At 61.6% G+C, this 23,532-nt stretch carries 22 protein-coding genes and 1 pseudogene; 6 read left to right on the top strand and 17 right to left on the bottom strand.

Translation table 11 applies throughout. The features are described 5' to 3' along the window. Positions 1 to 13: 13 nt before the first annotated feature. The 5 genes and pseudogenes from ABFC66_RS14835 to ABFC66_RS14815 form a co-directional block, all read left to right on the top strand. Positions 14 to 1,519 carry an ABC transporter ATP-binding protein gene (locus ABFC66_RS14835; RefSeq protein ID WP_346741744.1) on the top strand — a complete coding sequence of 502 codons (1,506 nt, stop codon included), beginning with the start codon at positions 14 to 16 and terminating at the stop codon, positions 1,517 to 1,519. A gap of 16 nt (positions 1,520 to 1,535) precedes the next feature. Then, positions 1,536 to 2,618: an ABC transporter permease gene (locus tag ABFC66_RS14830; RefSeq protein ID WP_346741743.1), complete on the top strand. Its 1,083-nt coding sequence runs from the start codon at positions 1,536 to 1,538 to the stop codon at positions 2,616 to 2,618. A gap of 10 nt (positions 2,619 to 2,628) precedes the next feature. Then, the gene (locus ABFC66_RS14825) at positions 2,629 to 3,567 is read left to right on the top strand and encodes an ABC transporter permease (protein ID WP_346741742.1); all 939 of its coding nucleotides are present in this window, start codon (positions 2,629 to 2,631) and stop codon (positions 3,565 to 3,567) included. A gap of 21 nt (positions 3,568 to 3,588) precedes the next feature. Next, positions 3,589 to 4,260, top strand: a complete 672-nt coding sequence (locus ABFC66_RS14820; RefSeq protein WP_346741741.1) for an isochorismatase family cysteine hydrolase — start codon at positions 3,589 to 3,591, stop codon at positions 4,258 to 4,260. Positions 4,261 to 4,326: 66 nt separating this feature from the next. After that, positions 4,327 to 4,532, top strand: a pseudogene (locus ABFC66_RS14815) (cysteine hydrolase); the annotation flags it as partial. A 275-nt stretch (positions 4,533 to 4,807) separates the two neighbouring features. On the opposite strand, the gene ABFC66_RS14810 reads toward ABFC66_RS14815, so the two are convergent. The 8 genes from ABFC66_RS14810 to ABFC66_RS14775 all read right to left on the bottom strand — a co-directional run bounded on the left by ABFC66_RS14810 (position 4,808) and on the right by ABFC66_RS14775 (position 12,839). Beyond that, positions 4,808 to 5,896, bottom strand: a complete 1,089-nt coding sequence (locus tag ABFC66_RS14810) for a BMP family ABC transporter substrate-binding protein (protein WP_346741740.1) — start codon at positions 5,894 to 5,896, stop codon at positions 4,808 to 4,810. Between the two features lie 115 nt (positions 5,897 to 6,011). Beyond that, on the bottom strand, positions 6,012 to 6,935 hold the full coding sequence (locus tag ABFC66_RS14805; RefSeq protein WP_346741739.1) for an ABC transporter permease: 924 nt from the start codon (positions 6,933 to 6,935) through the stop codon (positions 6,012 to 6,014). Between the two features lie 17 nt (positions 6,936 to 6,952). Then, positions 6,953 to 8,035 carry an ABC transporter permease gene (locus ABFC66_RS14800; RefSeq protein WP_346741738.1) on the bottom strand — a complete coding sequence of 361 codons (1,083 nt, stop codon included), beginning with the start codon at positions 8,033 to 8,035 and terminating at the stop codon, positions 6,953 to 6,955. After that, positions 8,025 to 9,560 carry an ABC transporter ATP-binding protein gene (locus tag ABFC66_RS14795; RefSeq protein ID WP_346741737.1) on the bottom strand — a complete coding sequence of 512 codons (1,536 nt, stop codon included), beginning with the start codon at positions 9,558 to 9,560 and terminating at the stop codon, positions 8,025 to 8,027. Before ABFC66_RS14795 ends, ABFC66_RS14800 begins: the two co-directional genes overlap by 11 nt. Positions 9,561 to 9,570: 10 nt before the next feature. Then, positions 9,571 to 10,965, bottom strand: a complete 1,395-nt coding sequence (locus ABFC66_RS14790) for an AtzE family amidohydrolase (RefSeq protein ID WP_346741736.1) — start codon at positions 10,963 to 10,965, stop codon at positions 9,571 to 9,573. Next, a complete protein-coding gene (locus tag ABFC66_RS14785; RefSeq protein WP_346741735.1) occupies positions 10,962 to 11,162 on the bottom strand; it encodes a DUF4089 domain-containing protein in 201 nt (66 codons plus the stop codon). The genes ABFC66_RS14790 and ABFC66_RS14785 overlap by 4 nt, the downstream gene beginning before the upstream one ends. A gap of 2 nt (positions 11,163 to 11,164) precedes the next feature. Next, a complete protein-coding gene (locus ABFC66_RS14780; RefSeq protein ID WP_346741734.1) occupies positions 11,165 to 11,839 on the bottom strand; it encodes a cysteine hydrolase in 675 nt (224 codons plus the stop codon). A 121-nt stretch (positions 11,840 to 11,960) separates the two neighbouring features. After that, positions 11,961 to 12,839, bottom strand: coding sequence for an outer membrane protein OmpK (locus ABFC66_RS14775; RefSeq protein ID WP_346741733.1), 879 nt, complete (start codon positions 12,837 to 12,839; stop codon positions 11,961 to 11,963). Positions 12,840 to 13,142: 303 nt separating this feature from the next. On the opposite strand from ABFC66_RS14775, the gene ABFC66_RS14770 reads away from it, so the two are divergent. Then, a complete protein-coding gene (locus ABFC66_RS14770) occupies positions 13,143 to 13,289 on the top strand; it encodes a hypothetical protein (RefSeq protein WP_346741732.1) in 147 nt (48 codons plus the stop codon). Here ABFC66_RS14770 and ABFC66_RS14765 read toward each other — a convergent pair. The 9 genes from ABFC66_RS14765 to ABFC66_RS14725 form a co-directional block, all read right to left on the bottom strand. Continuing rightward, a complete protein-coding gene (locus tag ABFC66_RS14765; protein WP_346741731.1) occupies positions 13,286 to 14,053 on the bottom strand; it encodes a GntR family transcriptional regulator in 768 nt (255 codons plus the stop codon). The genes ABFC66_RS14770 and ABFC66_RS14765 overlap by 4 nt on opposite strands. A 68-nt stretch (positions 14,054 to 14,121) precedes the next feature. Continuing rightward, positions 14,122 to 14,331 (bottom strand): rubredoxin, encoded by a 210-nt coding sequence (locus ABFC66_RS14760; RefSeq protein ID WP_346741730.1) that lies wholly within the window; start codon positions 14,329 to 14,331, stop codon positions 14,122 to 14,124. Between the two features lie 13 nt (positions 14,332 to 14,344). Next, positions 14,345 to 15,682, bottom strand: coding sequence for an 8-oxoguanine deaminase (locus ABFC66_RS14755; protein WP_346741729.1), 1,338 nt, complete (start codon positions 15,680 to 15,682; stop codon positions 14,345 to 14,347). Between the two features lie 8 nt (positions 15,683 to 15,690). Further along, on the bottom strand, positions 15,691 to 16,362 hold the full coding sequence (locus ABFC66_RS14750) for a hypothetical protein (RefSeq protein WP_346741728.1): 672 nt from the start codon (positions 16,360 to 16,362) through the stop codon (positions 15,691 to 15,693). Next, positions 16,359 to 17,555, bottom strand: coding sequence for an amidohydrolase/deacetylase family metallohydrolase (locus ABFC66_RS14745; protein ID WP_346741727.1), 1,197 nt, complete (start codon positions 17,553 to 17,555; stop codon positions 16,359 to 16,361). Before ABFC66_RS14745 ends, ABFC66_RS14750 begins: the two co-directional genes overlap by 4 nt. A gap of 237 nt (positions 17,556 to 17,792) precedes the next feature. Beyond that, positions 17,793 to 18,284, bottom strand: a complete 492-nt coding sequence (locus ABFC66_RS14740) for a (2Fe-2S)-binding protein (RefSeq protein ID WP_346741726.1) — start codon at positions 18,282 to 18,284, stop codon at positions 17,793 to 17,795. A gap of 4 nt (positions 18,285 to 18,288) precedes the next feature. Next, positions 18,289 to 21,501 (bottom strand): molybdopterin cofactor-binding domain-containing protein, encoded by a 3,213-nt coding sequence (locus tag ABFC66_RS14735; RefSeq protein ID WP_346741725.1) that lies wholly within the window; start codon positions 21,499 to 21,501, stop codon positions 18,289 to 18,291. A gap of 12 nt (positions 21,502 to 21,513) precedes the next feature. Beyond that, the gene (locus ABFC66_RS14730) at positions 21,514 to 22,881 is read right to left on the bottom strand and encodes an amidohydrolase (RefSeq protein ID WP_346741724.1); all 1,368 of its coding nucleotides are present in this window, start codon (positions 22,879 to 22,881) and stop codon (positions 21,514 to 21,516) included. Between the two features lie 17 nt (positions 22,882 to 22,898). Beyond that, the gene (locus ABFC66_RS14725) at positions 22,899 to 23,351 is read right to left on the bottom strand and encodes a nucleoside deaminase (protein ID WP_346741723.1); all 453 of its coding nucleotides are present in this window, start codon (positions 23,349 to 23,351) and stop codon (positions 22,899 to 22,901) included. Between the last annotated feature and the right edge of the window lie 181 nt (positions 23,352 to 23,532).

Here is a 23,532-nt window from a genome sequence, read left to right as displayed (position 1 = left end):
CAAGGTTATCTTCATGACGCCCGCGCTTGACCTTGTCGATATCCGCAAGACCTTCGACAGCTTTGTCGCGCTGGACGACGCGCGCTTCTCTGCCTATGCGGGCGAGGTCCATGCGCTGCTCGGCGAAAACGGCGCCGGAAAATCCTCTCTGATGAATGTGGCCTGCGGCCTCTATACCCCCGACTCCGGCCAGATGCTGCTCCACGGGGCGGAAGTCTCGCTCTCAGGCCCCAGCGAGGCGAGTGCGCGCGGGATCGGAATGGTTCATCAGCATTTCAAGCTGGTGAAGCCTTTCACCGTTGCGGAAAACATCCTTCTCGCAAATCCGCGCCGGAGCTTCGGCAAGGGCATCCGCGAAATCTCCGATGAAATCCGCAAGCGCTCCGATGCGCTCGGCTTCAATATCGATCCCACACGACGCGTCGGCGAACTTTCCGTCGCAGAACAGCAGCGCACCGAGATCCTGAAGGTTCTCGTTGGCGGCGCACGGATTCTCATCCTCGACGAGCCCACCGCCGTGCTGACGGATCAGGAGGCGGAAACGCTGCTGACCACCGCGCGCGGCATCGCCGCTCAGGGCGCGGCAATCATTCTCGTCACGCACAAGCTTTCCGACGTCAAGAAGTTCGCCGATCGCGTTACCGTCATGCGCGGCGGCAAGACCGTCGCGACCATCGATCCCGCGACCAGGACAACCGAAGAGCTGACGGAGCTGACCGTCGGCGCCAATCTCCCTCTCCCCGCGCGCAGTCCGGGGCATTTCGGACGCCGCCGTATCGAAGTCATCAACCTGCGTTGCGCGCGCGCCGACGGGCACATCGCGCTTGAAGACGCGAGCTTTCATGTCCGCGCGGGCGAAATTTACGGTATCGCAGGCGTCAGTGGAAACGGACAGAGCGAACTCGCCGAAGCGCTGATGGGTGTTCGCAAACCTGAGAGCGGTCTGATACAGATCGAGGACGCGGGCGAAGCCGTTGCCGCGGCGAGCCCCGCCCGGATGCGCGCGCTCGGAGCTGCCTTCATTCCCGCCGATCGCTATAGCTACGCCCTCGCAGGCAGCTTATCGATCACCGACAATTTCGCCGTCGGCGGCGTGGGGGCCGGCCGCTATGGCTCCTGGGCGCGGCTACGGCAGGGCACCATGAAGAAGGATGCCGAGGCCGCCATCGCCGCCTTCGACGTGCAGGGCGTTCGTACCCTTTCACAAAAGGCGGCGCTGCTTTCCGGCGGCAATGCGCAGAAGCTCGTCATTGCGCGCGAGTTCAGCCGCTCGCCCAATGTGATCGTCGCGCATAGCCCGAGCCGAGGCCTCGACGCGCGGGCGACCGCCGCCGTCCATTCGCGCCTCATGTCCGCGCGCGAGGCGGGCGCCGCCGTCATCCTCATCAGCGAAGACCTCGACGAGGTGCTTGCCCTTTCCGACCGGATCGGCGTGATGACGCATGGCCGCCTCGTCGCCGAATTCGACGCGCCGGCCGACCGGCAACAAGTAGGACGCGCCATGGTGGGTCATGTCTGAGGATGCAATTTCAACGATGACGGCGTCTGCAGTGGCAAAGCGCAGACTGCGCGGCGTCCGCCTCAACCTTGAGGTCCGGCGCGATATCTCTCCCTGGCGGCAGGCGGCCTACCTCGCCGGGTTCATAGCGCTCGGCGTCTGCATCTCCGGCCTCATCCTCATCTGGGCCGGCGTTCCCGCCGGAGACCTGCTCGACCAATTCCTTGTCGAGACGATCTCTGACGGCGACAACCTGCGCTCCGTGCTTTTTCAGGGCGCACCGTTCATCCTCGTCGGTCTCAGCGCCTCGGTGGCCTTCCGCGCGCGCTTCTGGAATCTCGGCCTTGAAGGCCAGATGATCTGGGGCGGCATCGGCGCGACATTCGTATCGCTTCACCACATTGGGCCTGAGGCCCTGCGCCTGCCGCTCATGATCTTCGCCGCCGCGGCCTGCGCCATGCTGTGGGTGGCCATAGCCGGACAGCTGAAGCTCAAGCTCGCGGTCAACGAGATCATCTCGACGCTGCTGATGAATTATGTCGCCCTGAACTTCCTCTATCACCTGCTCTACGGCCCCTGGCGCGACGCCTCCGACGGTTTTCCCCACTCGGCCAAATATGCGGATTTCGAGCGCTTGCCGGACATCTTCGGTGTCAGCGGCGCGCTGCCGCTGGCTCTTGTTGTAACGCTTCTCATCTGGTGGCTCGTCGGCTTTACGCGGTTCGGCTTCTACATGAAGTTCGTACAGGCGAGCGACAAGGTTGCAGGCGCGGTCGGCATTCCGGTCGGGCGGATAACGCTCGCCTCAGTATTGCTCTCCGGTGCGCTTGCCGGCATTGCAGGCTTCATCGTCGCCTCCGGTCAGGAAGGCCGCCTGATCCAGAATTTCTCCGACGGTTATCTCTTCTCCGGCATTCTCATCGCCTTCCTGTCGCGTAATAACCCCATCGTTGCGGCTATCGTGGCGATGCTCGTCGCGATGCTTTTCATCTCCGGCCAAAGCCTTCAGGTCTTCTACCAGATCCCCTTCGCCATGGTTCAGCTCATCCAGGCGATCATTGTCATATGCGTTGCCGCATCGGAATTTCTGATCCGCCACCGCATTCACATCGTTCGCTGAGGGTCTCGAGGTGTACGAACTCTTCATCAACTGGATCGCAAACACCCCCGGCTATGCCGCTCCCTATGCGCTGGCAGCGCTCGGCCTCATCCTTTGCGAGCGGGCCGGAGTCCTCAATCTCACCGCCGAAGGCATCATGCTGGTCGGCGCCCTTTCGGGTATCGGCGCCACGCTGATCTTGGGCGGTTATCCGCCCGTCGCGATCGTCATTGCGATGATCATGGCCGCGCTCGTCTCCATGCTCTTTGCGACAATGACCGTTCTCCTGCGCGTCAATCAGGTGATCGCGGGTCTCGCCATGGTCTTCTTTTGTCAGGGGCTGACGGCGCTTCTCGGCAACCTCTTCGAATGGAAGAACCAGCCCATCACGGGCATCGGGCGCATCGACATCTGGCCGCTCTCGGAAATTCCCGTGATCGGCCACGTCCTTTTCAGCCAGGACATGATCGTCTTCCTGCTCATCCCGATCTTCTACCTCGTCAACCGGATGCTGACGCGTAGCATGGTGGGCCTGCGCCTGCGCGCGGTCGGCGAAAGCCCGGAGGCATCGGATGCGGCCGGAATCAACGTCACCGCCTATCGCTTCCTTACGGTGATGGCGGGTTCAGCGCTGGTCGGCCTCGCCGGCGCCTATATCTCAGTCGCCAGCACGAAGATATGGGTCGATAACGTCACCGCGGGTCGCGGCTGGATCGCGCTCGCCCTCGTCATCTTCGCCCGCTGGCGGCCTTGGCGCGCGCTGCTTGGCGCGCTTCTCTTCGGCGCCATCGAGAGCGCCATGCCGCGCATCGCGGCAGCAGGCATCAAGGTACCGCAGTATTTCATGCTCATGCTTCCCTATGTCGTCACCCTCTGCGTGATGATCTGGGTTGCATGGTCGAAGCGCGGCGGCGCAACGGACGAACCTGGCGCCCTGGGCCAGCCGCATGTGCGCGAAGAACGCCGCTAGCTCCAAACGAAGGAAAGCGAAATGCAGGCCTATGTCTATGGCGCAAAGCGTGAGCTGCCGGAAGGCTTCGAAGACTATGTCGGCCGGAAGAATGTGGCCATCGTCTCGATCGACATGCATGAGGGCCATCTCGCGGATACGCCCGATTGCCCCTGCCCCGCACCGCGTGCCCGCGAGATCGTGGAGCCGCTGAACGAGTTCCACCGCGCTGCGCGTGCGCTTGACATTCCGGTTATCCATGTCCGCAGCGTGCTGCGCAAAGGTGGTGCCGACGACATCAACGGCATTCCCTCAGCATGGCGACGCACGTTCCCTCTTTATGTGGGCGACATTCCGAATGCCGACGAGCATGCGATCCAGGGCACGCGCTGGACGAACTTCGTCACCGAGGTTGCCGAGGGCGATCTAATCGTCGAGACGAAGAAGCGGCTCTCGGCTTTCTATCCGACCGATCTCGATTTTCTGCTGCGAAACATGCGTATCGAAACGGTGATCTTCGACGGCGGCTTTACCGATTGCTGCGTTCTCAATTCCTCCTTCGACGCCAGCAACCACAATTATCGCGTTGTCGTGCTGCGCGATCTCGTTCGCGGCACCAATGACGAGATGGAAGACGCGGCGCTCAAGATCATCTCGCTCCATCTGGGCCTTGTGATGGATAGCGCCGATCTGCTCGCCGCCTGGAAGGACTAGACGGCACCCCCGTGCTTTGCACCAATCTTGCCTACAATATTGGTGCAGCAACGCCGGAGGTTCTCAGTGTCCCAGACTTTTGCGAAATCCGACCCCTATCCGTGCCCCCTTGACGGCAATCTGACGCCTCAAAATATGGCACTCACCATATCGATATGCAGACCGATTTCTGCGGCAGGGACGGCTATGTCGACAGGACGGGTTATGACCTCTGCCTCACCCGCGCGCTCATCGAGCCCATCCTGCGCACGCGCAGCATCGCGAACATCGTCCTGACCGGCATCACCACCGATGTTTGCGTCCACACGACCATGCCCTCAAGATGGTGAAGATGCCAAAGACGATGACGGCTTTATCCGTACGCGGTTTAGCGCTGATCGAACCGGACCAGATACATCACAAGCTCATCCGTAGGCCACGGAGGGAATTGCCCACATCCGCCGGATGGTCGGAACCCGCTTTGATAAGGAAGCTATGAGAAAGAAAAAGGGCCGCACCGCTTCACTGGCACGGGGCGACCCTTCATTTTTCTGTCGAGGACTACCGATTACTTCGGCAGATCGCCCACCACGCCTTCGACGAGCCAGTTCATTCCGGCGATGCTGCCGTCATCGAGCACGGCGCCTTCGGTCGACTTGGCCACGCCCTTCTGATCCTTGAGCGGGCCCTTGAAGACGACGATCTTGCCGCTCTTGATGCTTTCTTCAGTTTCCTTGGCTGCGGCGACCACATTGTCGGGCATGTTGTGATAGGGCGCCATCTCCAGCATCTTGGAGTCAAGGCCGCCCCAGGTGTTTTCGGACTTCCAGGTGCCGTCGAGCACGTCCTGTACGCGCTTGATGTAATAGGGGCCCCAGTTGTTGACCGAAGAGGAAAGCTGCGCGCCGGGCGCGAACTTCAGCATGTCAGTGGCTTCGCCGAAGCCCTTGATGCCGCGCTGCGCGTAGACCTGCAGCGGCGCGGTCGAGTCGGTATGCTGCGTGACGATATCGCAGCCCTGGTCGATCAGCGCCTTTGCCGCATCGCCTTCCTTGCCCGGGTCGTACCAGGTGTTGACCATGATGAACTTCAGCTTGGCATTGGGGTTTACGCTGCGCATTCCGAGCAGGAAGGCATTCATGCCCATGATGACTTCCGGGATCGGTATCGAGGCAATGTAGCCCGCGACGCCCGTCTTCGACATCATGCCGGCAATGACACCCTGCACGTAACGGCCTTCGTAGAAGCGAACATTGTAGACGCTGACATTGCTGGCAAGCTTGTACCCCGCGCAATGCTCGAAGAAAGTCTTTGGGAAGCGCTTCGCGGCCTTGATCGTCGGATCCATATAGCCGAACGAGGTCGTGAAGATGAGCTTGTGTCCCTTGGCCGCGAGGTTCGCGATGACGCGCTCGGCATCCGCGCTTTCCGGCACATTCTCGACGAAAGTCGTCTTGATCTTGTCGCCGAATTTCTTGACGAGGTCCTGACGGCCGACATCGTGCTGGTAGGTCCAGCCGAAGTCACCCACCGGTCCGAAATAGACGAAGCCGACCTTGAGCACGTCATCGGCCAGCGCCGGCGTGACGATCTTCGGAGCCGCGGCGGTGACAAGCCCGGCGCCCAGAAGCTTATTGAAATTTCTACGATTCATCATTGAAGCAGACTCCTTGTCATTTACTGGCCTAATTCAAAGCCCGAAGACCGTCCGTGTACTGCCCGTGGTCGATCCCCAAGGTCCCTTAACTCGCCCAAGGAAGCGGGCGATCTCCTTATCCCGCTGCGTGGAACGTCTTTCCGAGGCTGGCGGGAGCATTGAGCCTGATGCGTTTGCGATCGCGCGATATCGCGACCAGCACAACGACCGTCGACGCGTAAGGCAGCGCTGAAATGAACTGCGAGGGGATGTGCACGCCGAAGCCCTGAATGTAGAGCGACAGGTACATGATGCTGCCGAAGAGATAGGCGCCGACGACGAGCCAGAAAGGACGCCACGTCGCAAAGACCACGAGCGCCAGCGCAATCCATCCGCGCCCCGCGGTCATGCCCTCCGACCAGCTTGTGTTGTAGGCGATCGCCATATAGGCGCCCGCGAGACCGGCCATGGCGCCGCCAAACATGACGGCGAGATAGCGAATCCTGATGACCGGAAAGCCGATCGCATGTGCCGCATCGTGCGAGTCACCCACGGCGCGAAGCACGAGGCCGGCATGCGTCCTGAACAGGAACCAGTAGATTCCACCAACCAGTGCGAAGCTCAGATAGACGAGAATATCCTGGCCGAAGAAGACCGGGCCAAAGAACGGGATGTCAGAGAGCCCCGGAATATGGATCTGCGGAAGCCGCGCAACAACCATGCCGACATAAGCCTTGCCGATCAGCGCGCTGAATCCGGTGCCGAAAATCGTCAGCGCCAATCCGGTGGCCACCTGATTTGAAAGGAAGGAGAGCGTCAGCACTGCGAAGATCAGCGAGGTCAGAACACCCGCTGCAACGCCGGCCAGAATACCCAGCGTCGAACTCCCCGTCGTTACGGCGACCGCAAAAGCAGTAATGGCACCCACGAGCATCATGCCTTCGACGCCGAGATTGAGTACGCCTGCCCGCTCGGCAACGAGCTCGCCCGCGGCGGCAAGCAGCAAAGGTGTTGAGGCGATGACGACACTCAGAATGAAGCTTGTGTACTGGAAGTGCATGAGTTGGCGCTCTCCTTCTACGCGCGCGCAGCTGCCGGACGTGAAGACCGGATACGAAGGCGATAGAGAATGAGCGTGTCGCAACCGAGGAGGTAGAACAGCAACACCCCTTGAAAGATGCCCGTGACGGCGCTCGGCAGCGCGAGTTCGATCTGCGCCGCTTCGCCGCCAAGATAGGAAAGGCCGAGCAACAGCGCCGCGAACACAACCCCGAGCGGATGCAGGCGGCCCAGGAACGCCACGATGATCGCCGTATAGCCATAGCCGGGCGAAATCTGCGGCGTGAGCTGTCCGATGGGTCCGCTGACCTCGAGCGTGCCCGCAAGTCCTGCAAGACCGCCGGTCAGCGCAAGTGCTGTCCACACGAGCCTGGTTTCCCTGAAGCCCGCAAAGCGCGCGGCACGTGGCGCGAACCCTTGCACGCGCAATTGAAAGCCGAGGAGCGAGCGCGTCAGCAGAAGCCACCCTGCGGCTGCCGCGGCAAGCGCGAAGAATATGCCGAGATGGAGGCGCGTTCCTTCGATGATCGTCGGGTTCGTCGCATTCGCGCTGAACATCGCGGTTTGCGGGAAGCCGAAGCCCTGCGGATCACGCCAGGGCCCAGTCACCATATAGATGAGAATGAGCTGCGCGATATAGGTGAGCATGAGGCTCGTCAGAATCTCGTTCGCGTTGAACCGCGTACGAAGCAGAGCAACGATCAGCGCCCACAACATGCCGCCAATCACGCCTGAAATGAGCATCGCCGGAAAAAGAAGGTCAAAGGGCAAATCGGGAAAAGCCAGGCCGACGCCGCCGCCAAAGAGCGCACCGATGGTGAATTCGCCCTCCGCACCGATGTCCCAGACATTTGCGCGATAGGCGAGCGAAATGCCGACACCCATCAGGATAAGCGGCGCCGCCTTGACGAGGAGCTCCATCGCACCATTTTCGGCGACGATCGGCTCGATAAGAAACGTATAGAGCGAAATTCCCGGGTCCTTCCCCAGAACGAGGAAGATGATGGCCATTGTGACGATTGTCAGCAGGATGGCGAGAACGGGCGATGCATAGCTCCAGAACTTCGACTGAAACCCGCGCGGTTCGAGCTTAAGCTGCATGACTGTCTCCAACCGGATCGCTGATGCCGCCCATGAGAATTCCGATCTCGGAAACGCTGGTCGCATTCACGGGCTTCGGCGTGGACAGGCGACCGCCGGCGATGACGGCGATGTTGTCGCAAAGGGCAAAAATCTCATCGAGATCCTGCGAGATCAGGACAACGGCCGTGCCCTCATTCGCCAGCTCGATGATCGCCTGATGGATGGCGGCCGCGGCACCTGCATCGACACCCCATGTCGGCTGACTGACCACGAGAACCTTGGGCTTCTGCAGCACCTCGCGACCGATCACGAATTTCTGCAGATTGCCGCCCGAGAGAGCACGTGCCTGCGCTTTGGGCCCAACGGTGCGCACATCGAAGGCGCGAATGACTTCCTGCGCGAATTCAGTCGTCTTGCCGTGATTGATGAGTCCTAGCCTCGCGAGCGAATGGCGGATATGACCCGACAGGAATGCGTTTTCGGAAAGTGTCATCGCCGAGACAGCGCCATGTCCGTTGCGCTCCTCCGGCACGAAGCTCGCACCGATGGACCGGCGCTGCGACGGGCCCATATGCCCGGCGGGTAGTCCATCGATCAGGATGGTCTGCGGCTTGCCCGAATAGACTTCGCCCGACAGCGCATCCATGAGTTCTGTTTGTCCGTTTCCGGCGATGCCCCCGATGCCCAGGATTTCGCCGCCGCGCACCGAAAACGAAATCTCGCGAAGGCTGGTGCCGAACTGATGGTCGGACATGAGCGTAAGCCGGCTGACTTCCAGCCGCGGAGGCCCGTCAACCGCGCCTGCACGCAGGGCTGACGGCGGCTTCAACTCGGTGCCGATCATGAGCTCGGCAAGCTGCCTCGCCGATGACTCGCGCGGATCGCAATGTGCGACGACGCGACCGAGGCGCATGATTGTCGCCTTTTCGCAGAGCGCGCGAATTTCCTCGAGCTTGTGGCTGATATAGAGAATCGAGCATCCCTCGCTCGCCAAGCGGCGCAGCGTCTCGAAGAGCTTCTCGACCTCTTGCGGCGTCAGAACGGAGGTCGGCTCGTCCATGATGAGCAGCTTCGGACTCTGCAGCAGACAGCGAACAATCTCGATACGCTGGCGCTCACCGACGGAGAGATCATGGACCGCGCGATCGGGATCGAGCGGGAGACCGTAATTGGTCGAGATCTCGACGATGCGCTCCCTGAGGCCTTCCCTGTCCCTCGGGTCGCTCAGGCCGAGCGCGATATTCTCGGCCACCGTCAGGGCCTCGAAGAGCGAGAAATGCTGGAACACCATGCCTACGCCAAGCTTGCGGGCGTGGTTCGGGTTGGCGATCGACACCGGCTCACCCTGCCAGAGGATTTCGCCTTCATCCGGACGGAGCACGCCGTAGATGATCTTGACCAGGGTGCTCTTGCCTGCGCCGTTCTCGCCCAGAAGCGCGTGAATCTCGCCCGGCATCACCGTCAGATCGACGTGATCATTGGCAAGACAACCGGGAAATTGCTTCACGATGCTGGTCAGCTTGAGCAGTGGCGTGTCGGTCATGACGATCTCCTCAAACGACGGACGCCACTGGCGCGGTGGCGATGCCCATGCGTTGCAATTCCGCGGCCACACGCAGCGCGAGATCTTCGCGCCACGGCGCAGCGATGATCTGGACGCCCAGCGGCAACGCGCCCTCTCTCTGGATGGGCGCAACGACGACCGGAAATCCGATGCAGGAAATGGGTTGCGTGAAGAGCCCGAGATTGGGCCTGAGCGGCACCGTCTCTTCGCCGAGCGTGAGAAGCTTCTCGCCTATCTTCGGCGCGGCGCAGGGCGTCGCCGGTGCGAGAATGATGTCGACGTCCTTGAACAAGGCAAGGACCTGATTGTGATACCAGCGGCGGAAGCGCTGCGCCTTGATGTACCAGGCGGCAGGCACCAGCGCGCCGGAAAGAAAGCGATAGCGCGTATCGGGGTCGAAATCCGAAGCGCGAGTTCTCAACCTGTCCAGATGAAGCGCGCTGCTTTCGCTCGTCGTGATGATAAAGGCGGCGGCGCGACCACGCGCTGCCTCCGGGATCATCACTTCGCGCGTCACGGACAGCGCGGACGCGGCCTTCGTGACGGCATCGAGCACTTCGGGCCGGGCGCCGCGCGTGAAATAATCGCCAGCAATTGCGATGCGGAGTCCATTGGCGCCCGCATCGAGAGTCTTCGCCGTCTGAAGTACCGGCTTCCGGGCACAGGCAGCATCCTGAGCATCAAAGCCCTGCATGACGTCGAATGACAGCGCTAGATCCTGCGCCGATCGCGCCAGCGGCCCGAGATGATCGAGACTGTCGCAGAACGGAAATGTGCCACTGCGCGGCAGGCGGCCATAGGTCGGCTTCAGCCCGAAAATTCCACACAACGCCGACGGCACACGGATGGAACCATTGGTATCCGACCCCAAAGCCAGGGACACCATTCCGGCGGCAACCGCCGCGCCGGAGCCGCTCGACGATCCGCCAGACATATGGTTGATGTCGCGCGGATTGCGGCAAATGCCGTCATGCGCGTTCTCGCCGGTGAAATCATAGGCATATTCGCCCATGTTCAATCCACCGACGAGGATCGCTCCCGCCTCCGAGAGACGGCGAATGAGCACCGCATCGTTTGTCGCCGGCGCCCGGTCGCGATTGATCATCGAGCCCGCGCGCGTGGGCAATCCCTCTATGTCGAAGAGATTCTTGACCGCGAAGGGAACACCCGCAAGCGGTCCCGGATCGCGCCCGGCTGCAACGGCTGCATCAATCTCCCGCGCCTTCTTCTCGGCGCGCTCGAAGGTCAGATCCGTGAATGCCTTGAGCACGCCATCAACCGCTTCAATGCGCGCTTTCGTGGCGTCAAGAATTTCGCTTGCGCTGGCGGCGCCGCTGCGAACGGCAGTCGCGATCTCGAAGGCTGTCCCCGGAGCCACGGTCATTCCGTCTCACCCGGACAGAATACAGAAGCCGCCTCCGCTTCCTCGTCGGCCAGCGGAAACTCCAGAACGGCGGCGGCAATCGCTGCGGTCCGCTGCAGATTGGCCAGAACTTCGGCGCGATAGTCCGGCGCTATCGGCAGGTCGATAATGGCCGACGCCGCATCGAGATAGGTTTCCAGATCAAGTGGAACTGCCATGGTCACGCGCACGCTCCTGCCAGCGCCGACACGATCTGGTCTGTCGTCGCGGTCCAACCGACAATGCCGCCCTGCGCGCGAACCATGTCGAGCGTCGCCTGCTTGAAGCCGGGGTAGTAACTCTCGGTCGCGTCTTCGGCGAGAAGACATTCGAAGCCACGATCGTTCGCCTCGCGCATGGTCGTCTGCACGCAGACTTCAGTCGTCACGCCGGCAAAAATCAGATGGGTAATGCGCTTGTTGGCGAGAATGGCGCCTAGATCGGTCGCATGGAACGAGCCCTTGCCCGACTTGTCGAGCACAACCTCGCCGGGAAGCGGCGCAAGCTCGGAAATAATGTCGTGTCCAGGTTCGCCACGAATGAGAATACGGCCCATCGGACCCATATCGCCGATCGTCACCTTTCCACCGCCACGTTGGCGCTTGGATGGCGGACAATCCGACATGTCTGGCCTATGCCCTTCTCTCGTATGAATGATCGGAAGTCCGGCATCGCGCGACGCGTCAAGCAAGCGCTTCACCGTCGGCACGATCGCGGAGAGGATGCTCACATCATTGCCCAGCATTTCGCCAAAGCCGCCGGGCTCGAGAAAATCACGCTGCATATCGATGACGATCAGCGCAGTGCTTTCGAGCGGAAACGAGAAGTCGTATGGCTTGGCTGCAATAATCGGCATGAAGCGACCTGCAAGTTACAGACGGAATAGGCGATCTCCGCGCCCGAGGGAGCAGACGCGGAGATCGTCCCCGCTTACGTTGCTGCCGCGCCACTGCAAGAAGCGCGGCAGCAGAACGCAATCAGAACGTGTACATCACCATGATGTTCGGATTGCTCTCGTTGGCGCCGTCGATGCCGTACTTGTTCAGCCAGACGTCATATTCGATACCCGCCTTCAACACGCCCGGCTTGGCACCGATAAGCGCGCCGACGTCGAGCAGCAGCTGCGGCTGCGTGATCACGCTGTTGGTCTTCGAGGCGTCGCCACCATACTGGGTCACGCCACCCTTTTCGCCGAAGGCATAGTCGAGGAAGCCGCCGAACGACCACTGGGTCGAACCGATCGTGAAGGGATAGAGCCAGTCGATGGTGACCTGGCCGCCGAGGCTCGTGTCCTTGGCAATCCACTGACGATAGCTCTTGCGAGCGTAGAAATTGATGTCCGCAAAGGCGAAGCCCGGGAGATCGAGCGAGAAGCCCGGACCGACGAGGATCGAGTGACCGGTAGCGAAATGATCGCCGCTCGAATATTCGAAATTGGCCGCAAGGAACGTGTCCTTCACGATGCCGCCGAAGCCGAGCTCCTTGCCGGCGAAGATCTTGCCGACGCTGAGACGCGGCGACCACTCGCCATAGGTCACAGTGCCCTTGCCCAATCCACCGCGACCGTCGACGCCGTCATTGCCGCCGAAGGGATTTGAAACGTCGAAGAAGAAGTAGTTGTCGCCGTAGGACCAACCGCTGGCATGCTCGATCGAGACGACACCCTTGTCCTGATCGTCGATCTTGTTGCCGTACTTGTCGTAGTCCTGGAAGCTGCGGCCATAGAGATACTGAATGTCCGTATTGCTCCAGTCTGCCGCCTGGGCCGAGGCGCCCGCCATCAGAGAGACCGCCATCACGCCACCAGCAATCGCCCCGCCGACTGCCTTCGAGAAAATCTTGCTCGTTACAAACATCCCCGCACTACCTCGCTAAGTTGCACATTTACTAGTTTCGACATCACGTCGCCCATCCAGCCGGCTGGTTCGAACGCATGCGGGGTGAATAGCAATCGGCGTACCAATTTTGCGGAGTGGGGATTCAGGCGGTAATGCGCGCGTTCCTGAAGATTTTCCGACCGATTGGTCAGGCTATGCACCGCGCCGCGTCATAAACCTGTCTTTTTGTATGCAGACGCTGCCATTTCTGCTCAATGAGTGAGCGCCTGCAGCATTTGCGCGATTATCTTGCGGTGATGCGCCATGCCAGGAGCCGCATCGATGTTGAAGTTTGGCGGCCACTGTTACTCACGCGCCACTATCGACATCTGGGACGTGGCACGAGCGCGCGTCAGCGCCGTGCCGCTGGCGCGCGGCGACGCGCTTCGACGTCGAATAAAAAGCATCGTGCTGAAAAATGAAAACTAGTCTGCGCCGGATTTCACGCTGGCGAAGAAATTGGCATAGGCCATTCGCGCAGCAACGATGTGCTCCCGGACGATATCCGCCGCCGTCACCTGATCGGCGCGAAGAATGGCGCGGACAATGTGATCATGTTCCTCGAACGATTTCGCCATTCGGTCGGGTGTGTAGAACTGCGCCTTGCGGAAAGGCGCGAGCCTGATCCTGATCTGCTGGGTCGCTTCGACAACGTAAGGATTGTGCGAGCCTGCATATATAATGGCGTGAAAAGAGGCGTTTGCCTCTCCATAGCCCACCGCATCGCCCTGACGCATACGTTCGCGGCATATCTCATGCGCTCTCTCGATGCGCGCTCGATCCTCGCTCGTCATCTTGACCGCAGCAAGCCGCGCGCATGTCGCTTCCAGTTCTCCCATGAGTTCGAACATCTGGTCGAGCTGCGCCGACGAGATTTCAGCGACGGTCATGGTCCGCCGCGCGCCGCGGGATACAAGACCGATCGTGCTCAATTGCTTCAACGCCTCGCGCACAGGCGTACGCGAGACGTCGAAGCGTTCGGCCAATTGTACCTCGTCGAGCCGAGTTCCGGGCGGAATAAGGCCGCTCGTAATCTCGTCCGCGATCCGCGTACGGAGTTCGTCGGCCCGCGTTCCACCCTGCCGCCCCAGATTGGCGTCGAAGCGCAGAGCCATCAGCCGTCCCTCTTCCCTTCCCGACACTTCCATATCGGCTTCGGAAGAAGTTTCGACCTGCGATCGCTCAGTATCCACGCGCCCCTCCAAGGTGATAATCCGCCAATAGGCCGTGCGGTCATCTGGAGAGGATTAGCCGCTCCTGCCTAGACTGACAGAAGAACGAAATCCGACTTCGACACCAGACAGACCGGACAGACCCAATCGTCGGGAATCTCTTCAAAAGGCGTGCCAGCGGGGATACCGCTATCGGGGTCTCCCTCGGCTTCGTCGTAAATCCAGCCGCAGACCTTGCAGATCCACTTTGCTTTCGTCTCGGTCGCCGTGCCGGAACCGATCGTCACTTTCATGTTCATGATGTCCTTCCGGTCACGCTGCCTGGACGCGGCGGGCCGCTTCCTGATGGGCGTGACGCAATTCGGCAAGATCGAGTCCGGGCACTTCTCCGTCGATGAGACGCCATTGACCGGCGACCATGATCCGGTCCGCCGCGTGTGCGCCGCAAATGACGAGGGCGGCGACGGGATCGTCGTAGCCGGAGAACCGCATTTCATCGAGACGGAACATGGCAAAGTCCGCCTGAGCGCCCGGCGCAACGACGCCAATATCCTTTCGTCCGAGACAGCGTGCGGAGCCCTCTGTCGCCCAGCGCAGCGGATCCTTGTGCGTGACGGCTTCCACGCCGCGCATGGCACGTTGGAGCAGAAATGCCTGCCGAACTTCCTGCACAAGATTGGAGCTGTCTGCCGCCGCGGCCCCATCGCAGGCGAGACCCACCGGCGCACCGAGAGACTCAAGCGCGACGGGCGAACAGACGCCCGAGCCGATGATCATGTTCGACGTGGGGCAATGAGCGATCCCCGTACCCGCCTCGCCCAGCCTGCGCATTTCGTCATCGGTGAAATGAATGCCATGCGCAAACCACACGCGATCCGAAACCCAACCAAGGCTCTCGACATAATCAAGCGGTCGAACACCGAATTTCTGAAAGCAATAGTCGTTCTCGTCGAATGTTTCGGCGAGATGTGTGTGAAGACGCACATCGAGCGTTGCCCCGAGCTTTGCACTCTCGCGCATCAGATCGCCGGAAACCGAGAAGGGAGAGCAAGGCGCAAGCACAACCTGCCGCATCGCCCCCTCTCCGCGCTGATGCCAACGGCCCACCAATCGTTCGCAGTCGGCCAGGATCGTATCTATATCCTGCGTCACCTGCCTGGGTGGCAGACCGCCATTCTCGACCGAGAGGTCCATGGAGCCTCGGCAAAGCGCGACGCGCAGGCCGAGCTTTTCGGCTTCCTCCATCTGGATGTCGATTGCCTCTTCGAGACCAGCCGGAAACACATAGTGATGATCCGACGCGGTGGTGCAGCCGGACATCAACAGCTCGACCATCGCCACCCTCGTCGCCAGGCGAAAGGCCTCCGGGTCCATCCGTCCCCAGACAGGATAAAGCGCCTTCAGCCAGTCGAAGAGCGCCTTGTCCGCCGCAGGGCGGAAGGCGCGCGTCAGCGTCTGGTAGAAATGATGATGCGTATTGATGAGGCCCGGCAGGACGACATGCTCGGAGGCATCAAACACCTCATCGACCGGCATCGAGGGTGTTTCCCCCGCTGCCACCAACTCCATGATGCGCGTGCCGTCGATCACGACGCCGCCTTCCGCGCCCTCGGCGAATATGCCGAGCGGATTCTTGATCCACAAAGTCATGGGCCCACCTATTCCGCGGCCGCGAGCGCCTGGACACGCCGATCGAATGCGAGACGTCCCTTCTGCTCCAGTTCGAAAGCCTGACGAACGCGGCGCCGCACTCGCGCCTGCCGGTCCGCCGTCGTCGCATAGCGATGAACGATGGTGCGTCCGAGTGCGATATGGAATGCCTCATCCGGCATGATCTTCTCGATCACATGCCGCGTCGCTTCGGGAATGCGCGGCATCAGCCCTTCGAATGCATTCATCACGCCGATTTCGCCGGTGATGTTATGCGCCGAGACGCGCTCAAGCGTGTCGTCGCCACTCGCATAGAACTCCTGCACCCATTCCACATATTCAGGCTCGGGCACCCAGCCTTCCATCGTGTCGCCAAGCGACTCGATGTGAGACTGCACGATCTTGCAGTGGCGGCCTTCATCGGAAATCTGCGTGCAGAGGCCGAAAAAGGCTTCGGGTTCCGGCGTATCGGCGAGCCAGGAACCGATGAAGTTCGCGGCCTGCCGCTCATACCAGCATTGAAACTTGAGCCATTCGAGAAGCTCTGCCCGGCCTAGCGGACGGGAAGCGCCGAAACTCTTGGCGGCGTCATCCTGCCCTTCGCGCCATTTGCCCAGGCTGGCGACGAGATCTTCGTAGAAAGCCTTTGGTTCCATCACTTCTGTTGTTTCGGTGCTCATTCCGCAGCCTCCAGCATCCGCACGCGGTCATGCGTGGCATCGAACCATTCACCGGCGCGCAGGCAACCGACCGCACGCAGGCGCTGATCGGTGCGCATGGTTTCGTGGCCATCGGTCAGCAGGAAGTCGCCTTCCTCGATCCGCAGCACGCTCACCTCGGCCGACCGGCCGACGCCGAGCGTTCCATATTCATGGCTCTTGCGGATGGCAGCGGCGGCGCCGACCGTGTTCATGCTGATGACGTCGGTGAGCGACGCACCCAGCGCCCAGATCTTCGTCATCGTGGTCGACATGGAGAAGACCGGCCCATCGACGTTGAAGACGTTGAGATCGGTCGAAATCGTGTTGGGGCGGAAGCCGCGCTCCATCAGGCGCATCGCTGTCGGAATGTGGAAGTCGCCGCCCGAATGGCCGATATCGAGAACGACACCGCGCTCCACCGCCGAGACAAATTGCGGAGTCGGCTCGCCCTTCGCGTCGAGCTGTCCGCCGCCGCCACGGAACGCATGGGTGATGATATCGCCCGGACGCAGCGCATCGAGAAGATCGTGGTAGTCGATCACCGGCGTATGCGGGAAGGTGCCGAGATGAATCATGATCGGCAGGTCCTTGCCGATCTCCTTCGCCATTTCGAGGAAAGGCGACACTTTCGGATTGTCGGTATAGGTTGCGCGGACCTTGAAGCCCACGATGACGTCGCGATTGGCTTCGAGCGCTTCGAGCGTCACCTCGGGATCGAGATTGCGAAGATCGGCTGCGATCTCGAGCTGGTGACAGATATAGCCCTTGTTCGCGAGATAGATCTGGCAGGGATCCATGAACGCCAGAACCTTGGTCTTCGTGTCCGGATGGTCGATGACAGCGCGACGCGCGAGGCCGAAAATCGTGGCGCCCGCAGTTCCGGCATCGACAATGATCGGCACACCCGAGTTGACGCCCATCATGTCGGCGGGAAGGCAGAAATCGCCGAGGCCGACGAAGCAATGCGTATGAATATCGATAAGGCCGGGCGTAACGAGACAGCCCGAAACATCGATGACTTCGGCATCGGCAACCTCGGCGCCCGCAGCAGCACCGACCGCGGCGATCTTGCCATCAACGACCAGCACATTGGCGATCGCATCGAAGCCCGATGCCGGATCGATGACGCGGCCGTTCTTGAGGAGGGTTTTCTTCTCGGTGGGTAGAGTCATAGCCGTGATCCCGAACAGGGAGAGAGAACCGTACGCGGCAAGCGTTATGACGGAGGCTAGCCCGCCATCTTGACTCAGGAGTCCCATCCAGGTGGTTCTCTAGACCCGGAAATTCCCAGCCGTAAGGCTGAACATATGTATGCAAAGCAAGTGCCATGGTGGAATGGCGGAATTGCAGCGCTTCAGCGCAGGGCCAGGCTCTCTTGTCCGCCCCGCATCGGTCAGAGTGACCAAAAACTAATCACACTCGCGGCACTTGGCGACCGCATCCGCAGCGGCGCGCAGAATCGAGTGATAGCCCGTACAGCGGCATATATGGCCGCCCAGCGCCTCGCGAATATCCGCCTCGGCGGGCGCCGATTCTCGCAGAAGGAGAGCCGTCATCGCGAGCGTAAAGCCCGGTGCACAATAGCCGCATTGAAAGGCGTTGCCCTCGCTGAAGGCAGACATGACGGCCCGGCCCTCAGCCAGGCGACCAAGACCTTCGATCGTGGTCACGCGGCGGCCTTCCAGCCGGTAGGCGGGCACGAGGCAGCCATTCATCGCAACATCGTCGACGAGAACGGTGCAGGAGCCGCAGCGGCCGATGCCACAGCCCACCTTCGCCCCCCGCAGGCCCAGATGATCGCGCAACAGATCGACGAGGCGCTCATCGGGCCGCGCCGCGATCTCTACAGACTCGCCATTGAGCACAAAGCGGACGGTCACGCACGGTTGATGAATGGTCATGACGCTACTCCGCGGACGCGGCCATGCCGCCCGTTCGAGACAATATTTTCTCCGGATTGAACGGCGCTTCGGTCACCCAGACGCCGACGGCATCGGCAACTGCCGCCGCAATGGCAGGCGCGACCGCGGCGATGCCGAGCTCGCCAACGCCGCGCGGTCCGTAGGGATCGTCGGCATCCAGCTCTTCCATGGCAAAGACCCGCATATGTGCCGGCGCATCCGCAATCATCGGAACCATGTAACTGTCGAAATTGCGCGAGGTGAAGGTGCCGCCTTCGATCAGCGTATCCTCGGTCAGTGCGAAGCCAAGCGCCTGCACACCGCCGCCCTCGATCTGGCCGCCGTAATTGGCCACATCCATGACTGGTCCGGCGGCCGTATGCTGGTCGAGGTCGAGCACTTCCACCATGCCCGTGACACGATCGACAGCCACCCGCGCCAGAACGGCGCTATGGCAATGCAGGAAGCGCGCATTGCCCTCAACGCTACCGTGCGAAATCGGAAAGGCGAAACAGCACTCAGCGCTCGGCCGTTCCTCGTCGCCCAGAGATTGCGCCAGCGTCACAAAGTCCAGCAACCGCTCGTCCGGCGAATTGCGCCGCGCGTCGTAAATGCCCCCCGGCCCGATGGCAAGTTCCTCGGGCTCCCGGCCCAGTTCCTTCGCCGCCACGGCGAGCAGCCCGGTGCGGAGCGCGGGGCCCGCTTCCGATGCCGAACGCCAGATGACATAGGTCATGCGCGACGCCGTGGTCGAGCCTGAGTCAACCGTTCGTGCGGTGTCACCGATGACCGGCCGCACGTCGTCGCGCTCGCAACCCAGTACACGGGCAACGCTCTCCTGAATGAGCGCGAGCACGCCCTGTCCAATTTCTTCCGTACCAAAGGCTGCTTCTATCTTGCCGTCAGCCGCCAGCGTCAGACGCGCCGCGCCGCTGTCGCCAATGGCCGAGCCGAGGCCGGACCCCTGAAGCGCGATAGCGAGCCCAACGCCGACGACCTTGCGCCCGTCCGGCGATACACCGCGTTCACGCGCCCATAGATCGCTCGCCGCCGCGGCCGCCAGGGTCTCCCGGCCGCGATCGCTTGGCGCCACAACCTGCCCCATATAGCCGATATCACCCGGGTGGCGCAGATTGCGCGCCCGGAAAGTCACGGGATCGAAGCCTGCCTTCTGTGCGAGTCTGCCGATCTGGCTTTCTACGGCGAAGAGCATTTCATTGCAGCCAAAGCCGCGAAACGCACCTCCAAAACCATTGTTCGTATAAGCAAGCCGTCCCCGCGAGCGGACATTGGAAATCCGATAGGCGCCGGTGACGTGTTCAAGCGCGGTTTCGACAACGGATGCCCCAAGCGATGCATAGGCGCCGCCATCGGCCAAGGCGTCCACTTCCTGCGCGATCAGATATCCATCGGCGTCGCAGGCGGTACGCATCCTGATCCGCATCGGCTGGCGCTTGGTTCCCGACAGGACGGACTCAGCGCGATCGAGCTGGAGCCGCACGGGCCGCCGCGCTTTCAGTGCCAGCAGGGCCAGCGCTGGCTGCACCGTCAACTCATCCTTGCCACCGAAGGCGCCGCCTGACGGACTCGACACGATCCGAATGCGCTCCTCGTCGATGCCGAGAATGCGCGCAAGCTGCATGCGGTCGCGATAGCCGTGCTGCCCGGCGACGCAGACGAGAAGTCCGCCTTCAGGCGTCGGTTCGGCATAGCCGCCCTCGGTCTCCATGAAGGCATGCATCTGACGCGGCGTGACATAGACATCCTCGACGACATGCGCCGCGCGCGCAAAGGCCTCGTCCACCTTGCCCCGCTCAAGGCCCAGATCGGCGAGGAGGTTGCCGCTTTCGTGGACAAGCGGCGCATCGGGTAAAAGCGCGCGCTCCGCATCGGCAACGACCGGCAGAACTTCATAGTCGACGTGGATCAAACCGAGAGCACGTTCCGCAATCTCTTCGCTTTCTGCTGCCACGGCGGCCACGGCGTCGCCGACATAGCGAACCTTGTCGGCGCAGAAGGCAGGCTGGTCCTGAACGACGATGCCATAACCATTCAGCCCTTTGACGTCGCGATGGGTGACGACTGCATGAACGCCTGGCAGCGCCTCCGCCTCGGACGTGTCGATGGCGAGAATTCGTGCATGCGGATAATGCGCCCTCAACACGCGCCCGACGAGCATGTCTGGCTTTCGAATGTCGGTGAGATAGGTGAAGGCGCCCTCCACCTTCGCCGAGACATCAGGCCTCATCCGCCAGCGTTCGCCCATCGTCCTGCGCGACACTTCGGCTTCGCTGTAGGGAACCGGAAGGAAAGCCGGAATGGAGGCGTAGCAATGCGCCGATATCCTTCCGCCTGCGGCGTCGAATGCATCTGCACCACCCAGCCCCATGAGGATCGCGTTGGCGGCCACTTTCCGGCGATAGTCGGCGCTACGAAAGGCGTCGGCAGGCACGCGCATTTCGCCAAGCATGTCGCGCTTCAATGAAGCCCAGTCGATCGAGGAAAGGGGTTGGCCAACAAGCCCACACTCTGCCGCCGAAAGCCGCTGTGGCGGCGTCGCGCCGCCACCGATCGCAAGCCTCGCCTTCGTCACATTGCCCGCGACGTCGAACCACAGTCCCGCCGCCGCATTGACAACGCTCGGCGTAAAGGCACGACGCAGCCCGATCTTTTCAAAGCAGGCCTTCGCCGGAAGATCCGCTGGAATGATGATGGCCACAAGAACGGTACCGTCCATCGGCGCGAGGCTCGATGAAAGCAACGCCGCAAGATTGCGCCTGACGATGCCCTTCGCAGTAAAGATTTCCACATCGGCGTCGAGCGCCAGCAGCGCGGGGATTATGCAGCCCGCACCACCGGCGACGTTGCCGCCCAACGTCGCAAGATTGCGAATACCTGCCGAGCCGATACGGGCCACGGCCTCCGCCAGCACCGGAAGTGCCTCGCGAATCCGCATGTCATGACGAACGGAACTGAGGCTGGTCAGCGCGCCTATCCTGAGGCTGCCATCGGCAAGCGACTCGATACCGCGCAAGCCGTCGATTCGGTTGATATCTATCCAGTGCTCCGGCACGGGCGCGCCGGCAGCCCAGTCGAGTTGCAGGGCGGTACCGCCCGCCAGAAGCCGCGCGGCCTTGCCGAAGCGCTTCAGAAGGGACCACGCTTCGGAGAGGTCCGCCGGATGCCAGATCTTCGGGGCGACGACACTTTTGGTCATGGAACGCTCTACTCAAACCGGCGAAAGGGCGCCCTGCTCGTTATCCTTCAACCATTTGGTTCGACGTTCGATGACGTCGGCGCAGGCCTTCTCAGCATCCGCGATGAACTGCTGCATGTCGCCTGCAGTCAGCACGCCGTTCTCCGCGGCAATGAAGCCGTCGACCATCGTCATGAGCACGTCGCCACCCTGCACCGCATGAACGATATTGTGATGGAGATTGAAGAAAGGGCCTTCCTTGATAAAGGGCGTCATGTGCGGCCCGTCGGCTCGCACCGCCACGATGTCGGCCTGCTTGCCCACCTCGAGCGATCCAATCCTGTCCGCCATGCCGATGGCGCGGGCGCCTTCGATCGTCGCGGAGCGCAGAACGTCCCACGCATCATAGGCCGCCGCATTCATGCCCCGAAGCTTGGCAAGGATCGACGCGATCTTCATCTCCTCGAAAATATCGAGATTGTTGTTTTCCTTCTCGCCATCCGAACCGATACCGACCGCAATTCCCGCCTTGATCATGTCGACGACAGGCGCTGGCCCGCTCGCAATCTTCATATTGCTGGTCGGGTTATGCGCGACGCCGATGCCATTGTCGCGGAGCAGCGCGATCTCTTCATCCTCCAGCCAGACGCAATGCGCGAGCAGCACGTTCTCGATGTCGAGAATGCCCTTGTTCTTGAGCGCCTTGATCGGGCTGATGCCATACCGCTTATAGGATTCCTTCACCTCATCGCGCGATTCATTCGAATGCGTGTGAAGGCCTACGCCGTAGCGCGCGCACATGTCGATGGCGCGCTTGCAGGCCGCCTCGTCGACATAGAATTGGTGCTCGAGGCCAACCCAGACATTGATGCGGCCATTGGCCTTGCCATGCCACTCCTGAATGAGCTTCTCGTTGTCGTCGAGATTGTCGAAATAATCGAAGCCGACCTCTTCGCCCACATAAGGCACCATGACGACGCGAAGGCCCAGCTGCTCTGCCGCCTTGGCCGAACCGTACATGAAGCGCCACATGTCGACGGCAGTCGTCGTTCCCGCCAGCAGGCTCTCGCCATAGCAGAGCCATGACGACGCCTCGGCCTCCTCGGGACGCAGCACACGATGCATGGGGTCGATGAAAAGGCGTAGCCAATCCCAGAGCGGCAATCCCTCCGCCGTCCCGCGCAGAATGCCCGAATGCATATGCGTATTGACGAGGCCGGGAAGAAGGACCGCCTTGCCGAAATCCTTGCGCTTCGCCTCCGGATAGCGGGCGGAAAGTTCCGCCGCCTCTCCAACCTCGGCGATCTTGTCATCTCGCACCAGGACCGCGCCATCGACGATAACCGTGTTGACGGCGTCCATGGTCAGAACCGCCTGGGCGGTAAGCAGAACTTCACTCATAACTCTCTGCACTCTACTTAATAGGGAACTCGGTCCGGCTTTTCGAGCCAGGCGTGAAAGACTTTTGCCGCCTCGTCGGACATGAGGCTCTTGGTGGGGAGCGAACGCTCGCTCTCCGGCAGCTTCATTTGTTCATAGAGAAACGCATCGTCGAAATCGGCAGCGGCGGCGTCAGCCGCATGTGCGCCGTAAAAAAGCCTTGAGGCGCGCGACCAGTAAATGGCTGACAGGCACATCGGACAGGGTTCGCAGCTTGCATAGACCTCGCAGCCCGAAAGGTCGAACGTGCCCAGCGCCTTCGCCGCCCTGCGGATCGCCTGAACCTCCGCATGTGCGGTCGGATCGTTGGCGCTCGTCACCTCGTTCCAGCCTTCCGCGATGATCTTCCCGTCCTTCACGACGACCGCACCAAAAGGTCCGCCCGCGCCCTTCGCCATACCCTCGGCGGAAAGCTCGATGGCCCGACGCATGAAAACGGTCTCATTGCACATTCGCAGTCCCCTCATCGACGCGACCGAGCGCGCGGAGGATTGCTTCCGGCGTCGCAGGCGCTTCAAGCTTCAGCGCCTTCTCGGCGCCCACCACCGATGCTACAGCATCCTGAAGCGCGAGGAAGCATGCGAGCGCCAGCATGAAGGGCGGCTCGCCGAT

It is taken from the genome of Parvibaculum sp., from assembly GCF_039680535.1.
Classification (GTDB): domain Bacteria; phylum Pseudomonadota; class Alphaproteobacteria; order Parvibaculales; family Parvibaculaceae; genus Parvibaculum.
Note: the sequence above shows the minus strand (reverse complement) of the source record. Positions and strands in the feature narration are given on the sequence as shown.

Bases quoted from the DNA above. Each gene is read 5' to 3' on its own strand.
- ABFC66_RS14820 (WP_346741741.1), top strand. From the start codon at position 3,589: ATGCAGGCCTATGTCTATGGCGCAAAGCGTGAGCTGCCGGAAGGCTTC.
- ABFC66_RS14770 (WP_346741732.1), top strand. From the start codon at position 13,143: ATGTTGAAGTTTGGCGGCCACTGTTACTCACGCGCCACTATCGACATC.
- ABFC66_RS14785 (WP_346741735.1), bottom strand. From the start codon at position 11,162: ATGGCAGTTCCACTTGATCTGGAAACCTATCTCGATGCGGCGTCGGCC.
- ABFC66_RS14740 (WP_346741726.1), bottom strand. From the start codon at position 18,284: ATGACCATTCATCAACCGTGCGTGACCGTCCGCTTTGTGCTCAATGGC.
- ABFC66_RS14800 (WP_346741738.1), bottom strand. From the start codon at position 8,035: ATGCAGCTTAAGCTCGAACCGCGCGGGTTTCAGTCGAAGTTCTGGAGC.
- ABFC66_RS14790 (WP_346741736.1), bottom strand. From the start codon at position 10,965: ATGACCGTGGCTCCGGGGACAGCCTTCGAGATCGCGACTGCCGTTCGC.
- ABFC66_RS14760 (WP_346741730.1), bottom strand. From the start codon at position 14,331: ATGAACATGAAAGTGACGATCGGTTCCGGCACGGCGACCGAGACGAAA.
- ABFC66_RS14775 (WP_346741733.1), bottom strand. From the start codon at position 12,839: ATGTTTGTAACGAGCAAGATTTTCTCGAAGGCAGTCGGCGGGGCGATT.
- ABFC66_RS14830 (WP_346741743.1), top strand. From the start codon at position 1,536: ATGACGGCGTCTGCAGTGGCAAAGCGCAGACTGCGCGGCGTCCGCCTC.
- ABFC66_RS14730 (WP_346741724.1), bottom strand. From the start codon at position 22,881: ATGAGTGAAGTTCTGCTTACCGCCCAGGCGGTTCTGACCATGGACGCC.
- ABFC66_RS14795 (WP_346741737.1), bottom strand. From the start codon at position 9,560: ATGACCGACACGCCACTGCTCAAGCTGACCAGCATCGTGAAGCAATTT.
- ABFC66_RS14725 (WP_346741723.1), bottom strand. From the start codon at position 23,351: ATGCGTCGGGCCATCGAGCTTTCCGCCGAGGGTATGGCGAAGGGCGCG.
- ABFC66_RS14805 (WP_346741739.1), bottom strand. From the start codon at position 6,935: ATGCACTTCCAGTACACAAGCTTCATTCTGAGTGTCGTCATCGCCTCA.
- ABFC66_RS14780 (WP_346741734.1), bottom strand. From the start codon at position 11,839: ATGCCGATTATTGCAGCCAAGCCATACGACTTCTCGTTTCCGCTCGAA.
- ABFC66_RS14735 (WP_346741725.1), bottom strand. From the start codon at position 21,501: ATGACCAAAAGTGTCGTCGCCCCGAAGATCTGGCATCCGGCGGACCTC.
- ABFC66_RS14750 (WP_346741728.1), bottom strand. From the start codon at position 16,362: ATGAGCACCGAAACAACAGAAGTGATGGAACCAAAGGCTTTCTACGAA.
- ABFC66_RS14835 (WP_346741744.1), top strand. From the start codon at position 14: ATGACGCCCGCGCTTGACCTTGTCGATATCCGCAAGACCTTCGACAGC.
- ABFC66_RS14755 (WP_346741729.1), bottom strand. From the start codon at position 15,682: ATGACTTTGTGGATCAAGAATCCGCTCGGCATATTCGCCGAGGGCGCG.
- ABFC66_RS14745 (WP_346741727.1), bottom strand. From the start codon at position 17,555: ATGACTCTACCCACCGAGAAGAAAACCCTCCTCAAGAACGGCCGCGTC.
- ABFC66_RS14810 (WP_346741740.1), bottom strand. From the start codon at position 5,896: ATGATGAATCGTAGAAATTTCAATAAGCTTCTGGGCGCCGGGCTTGTC.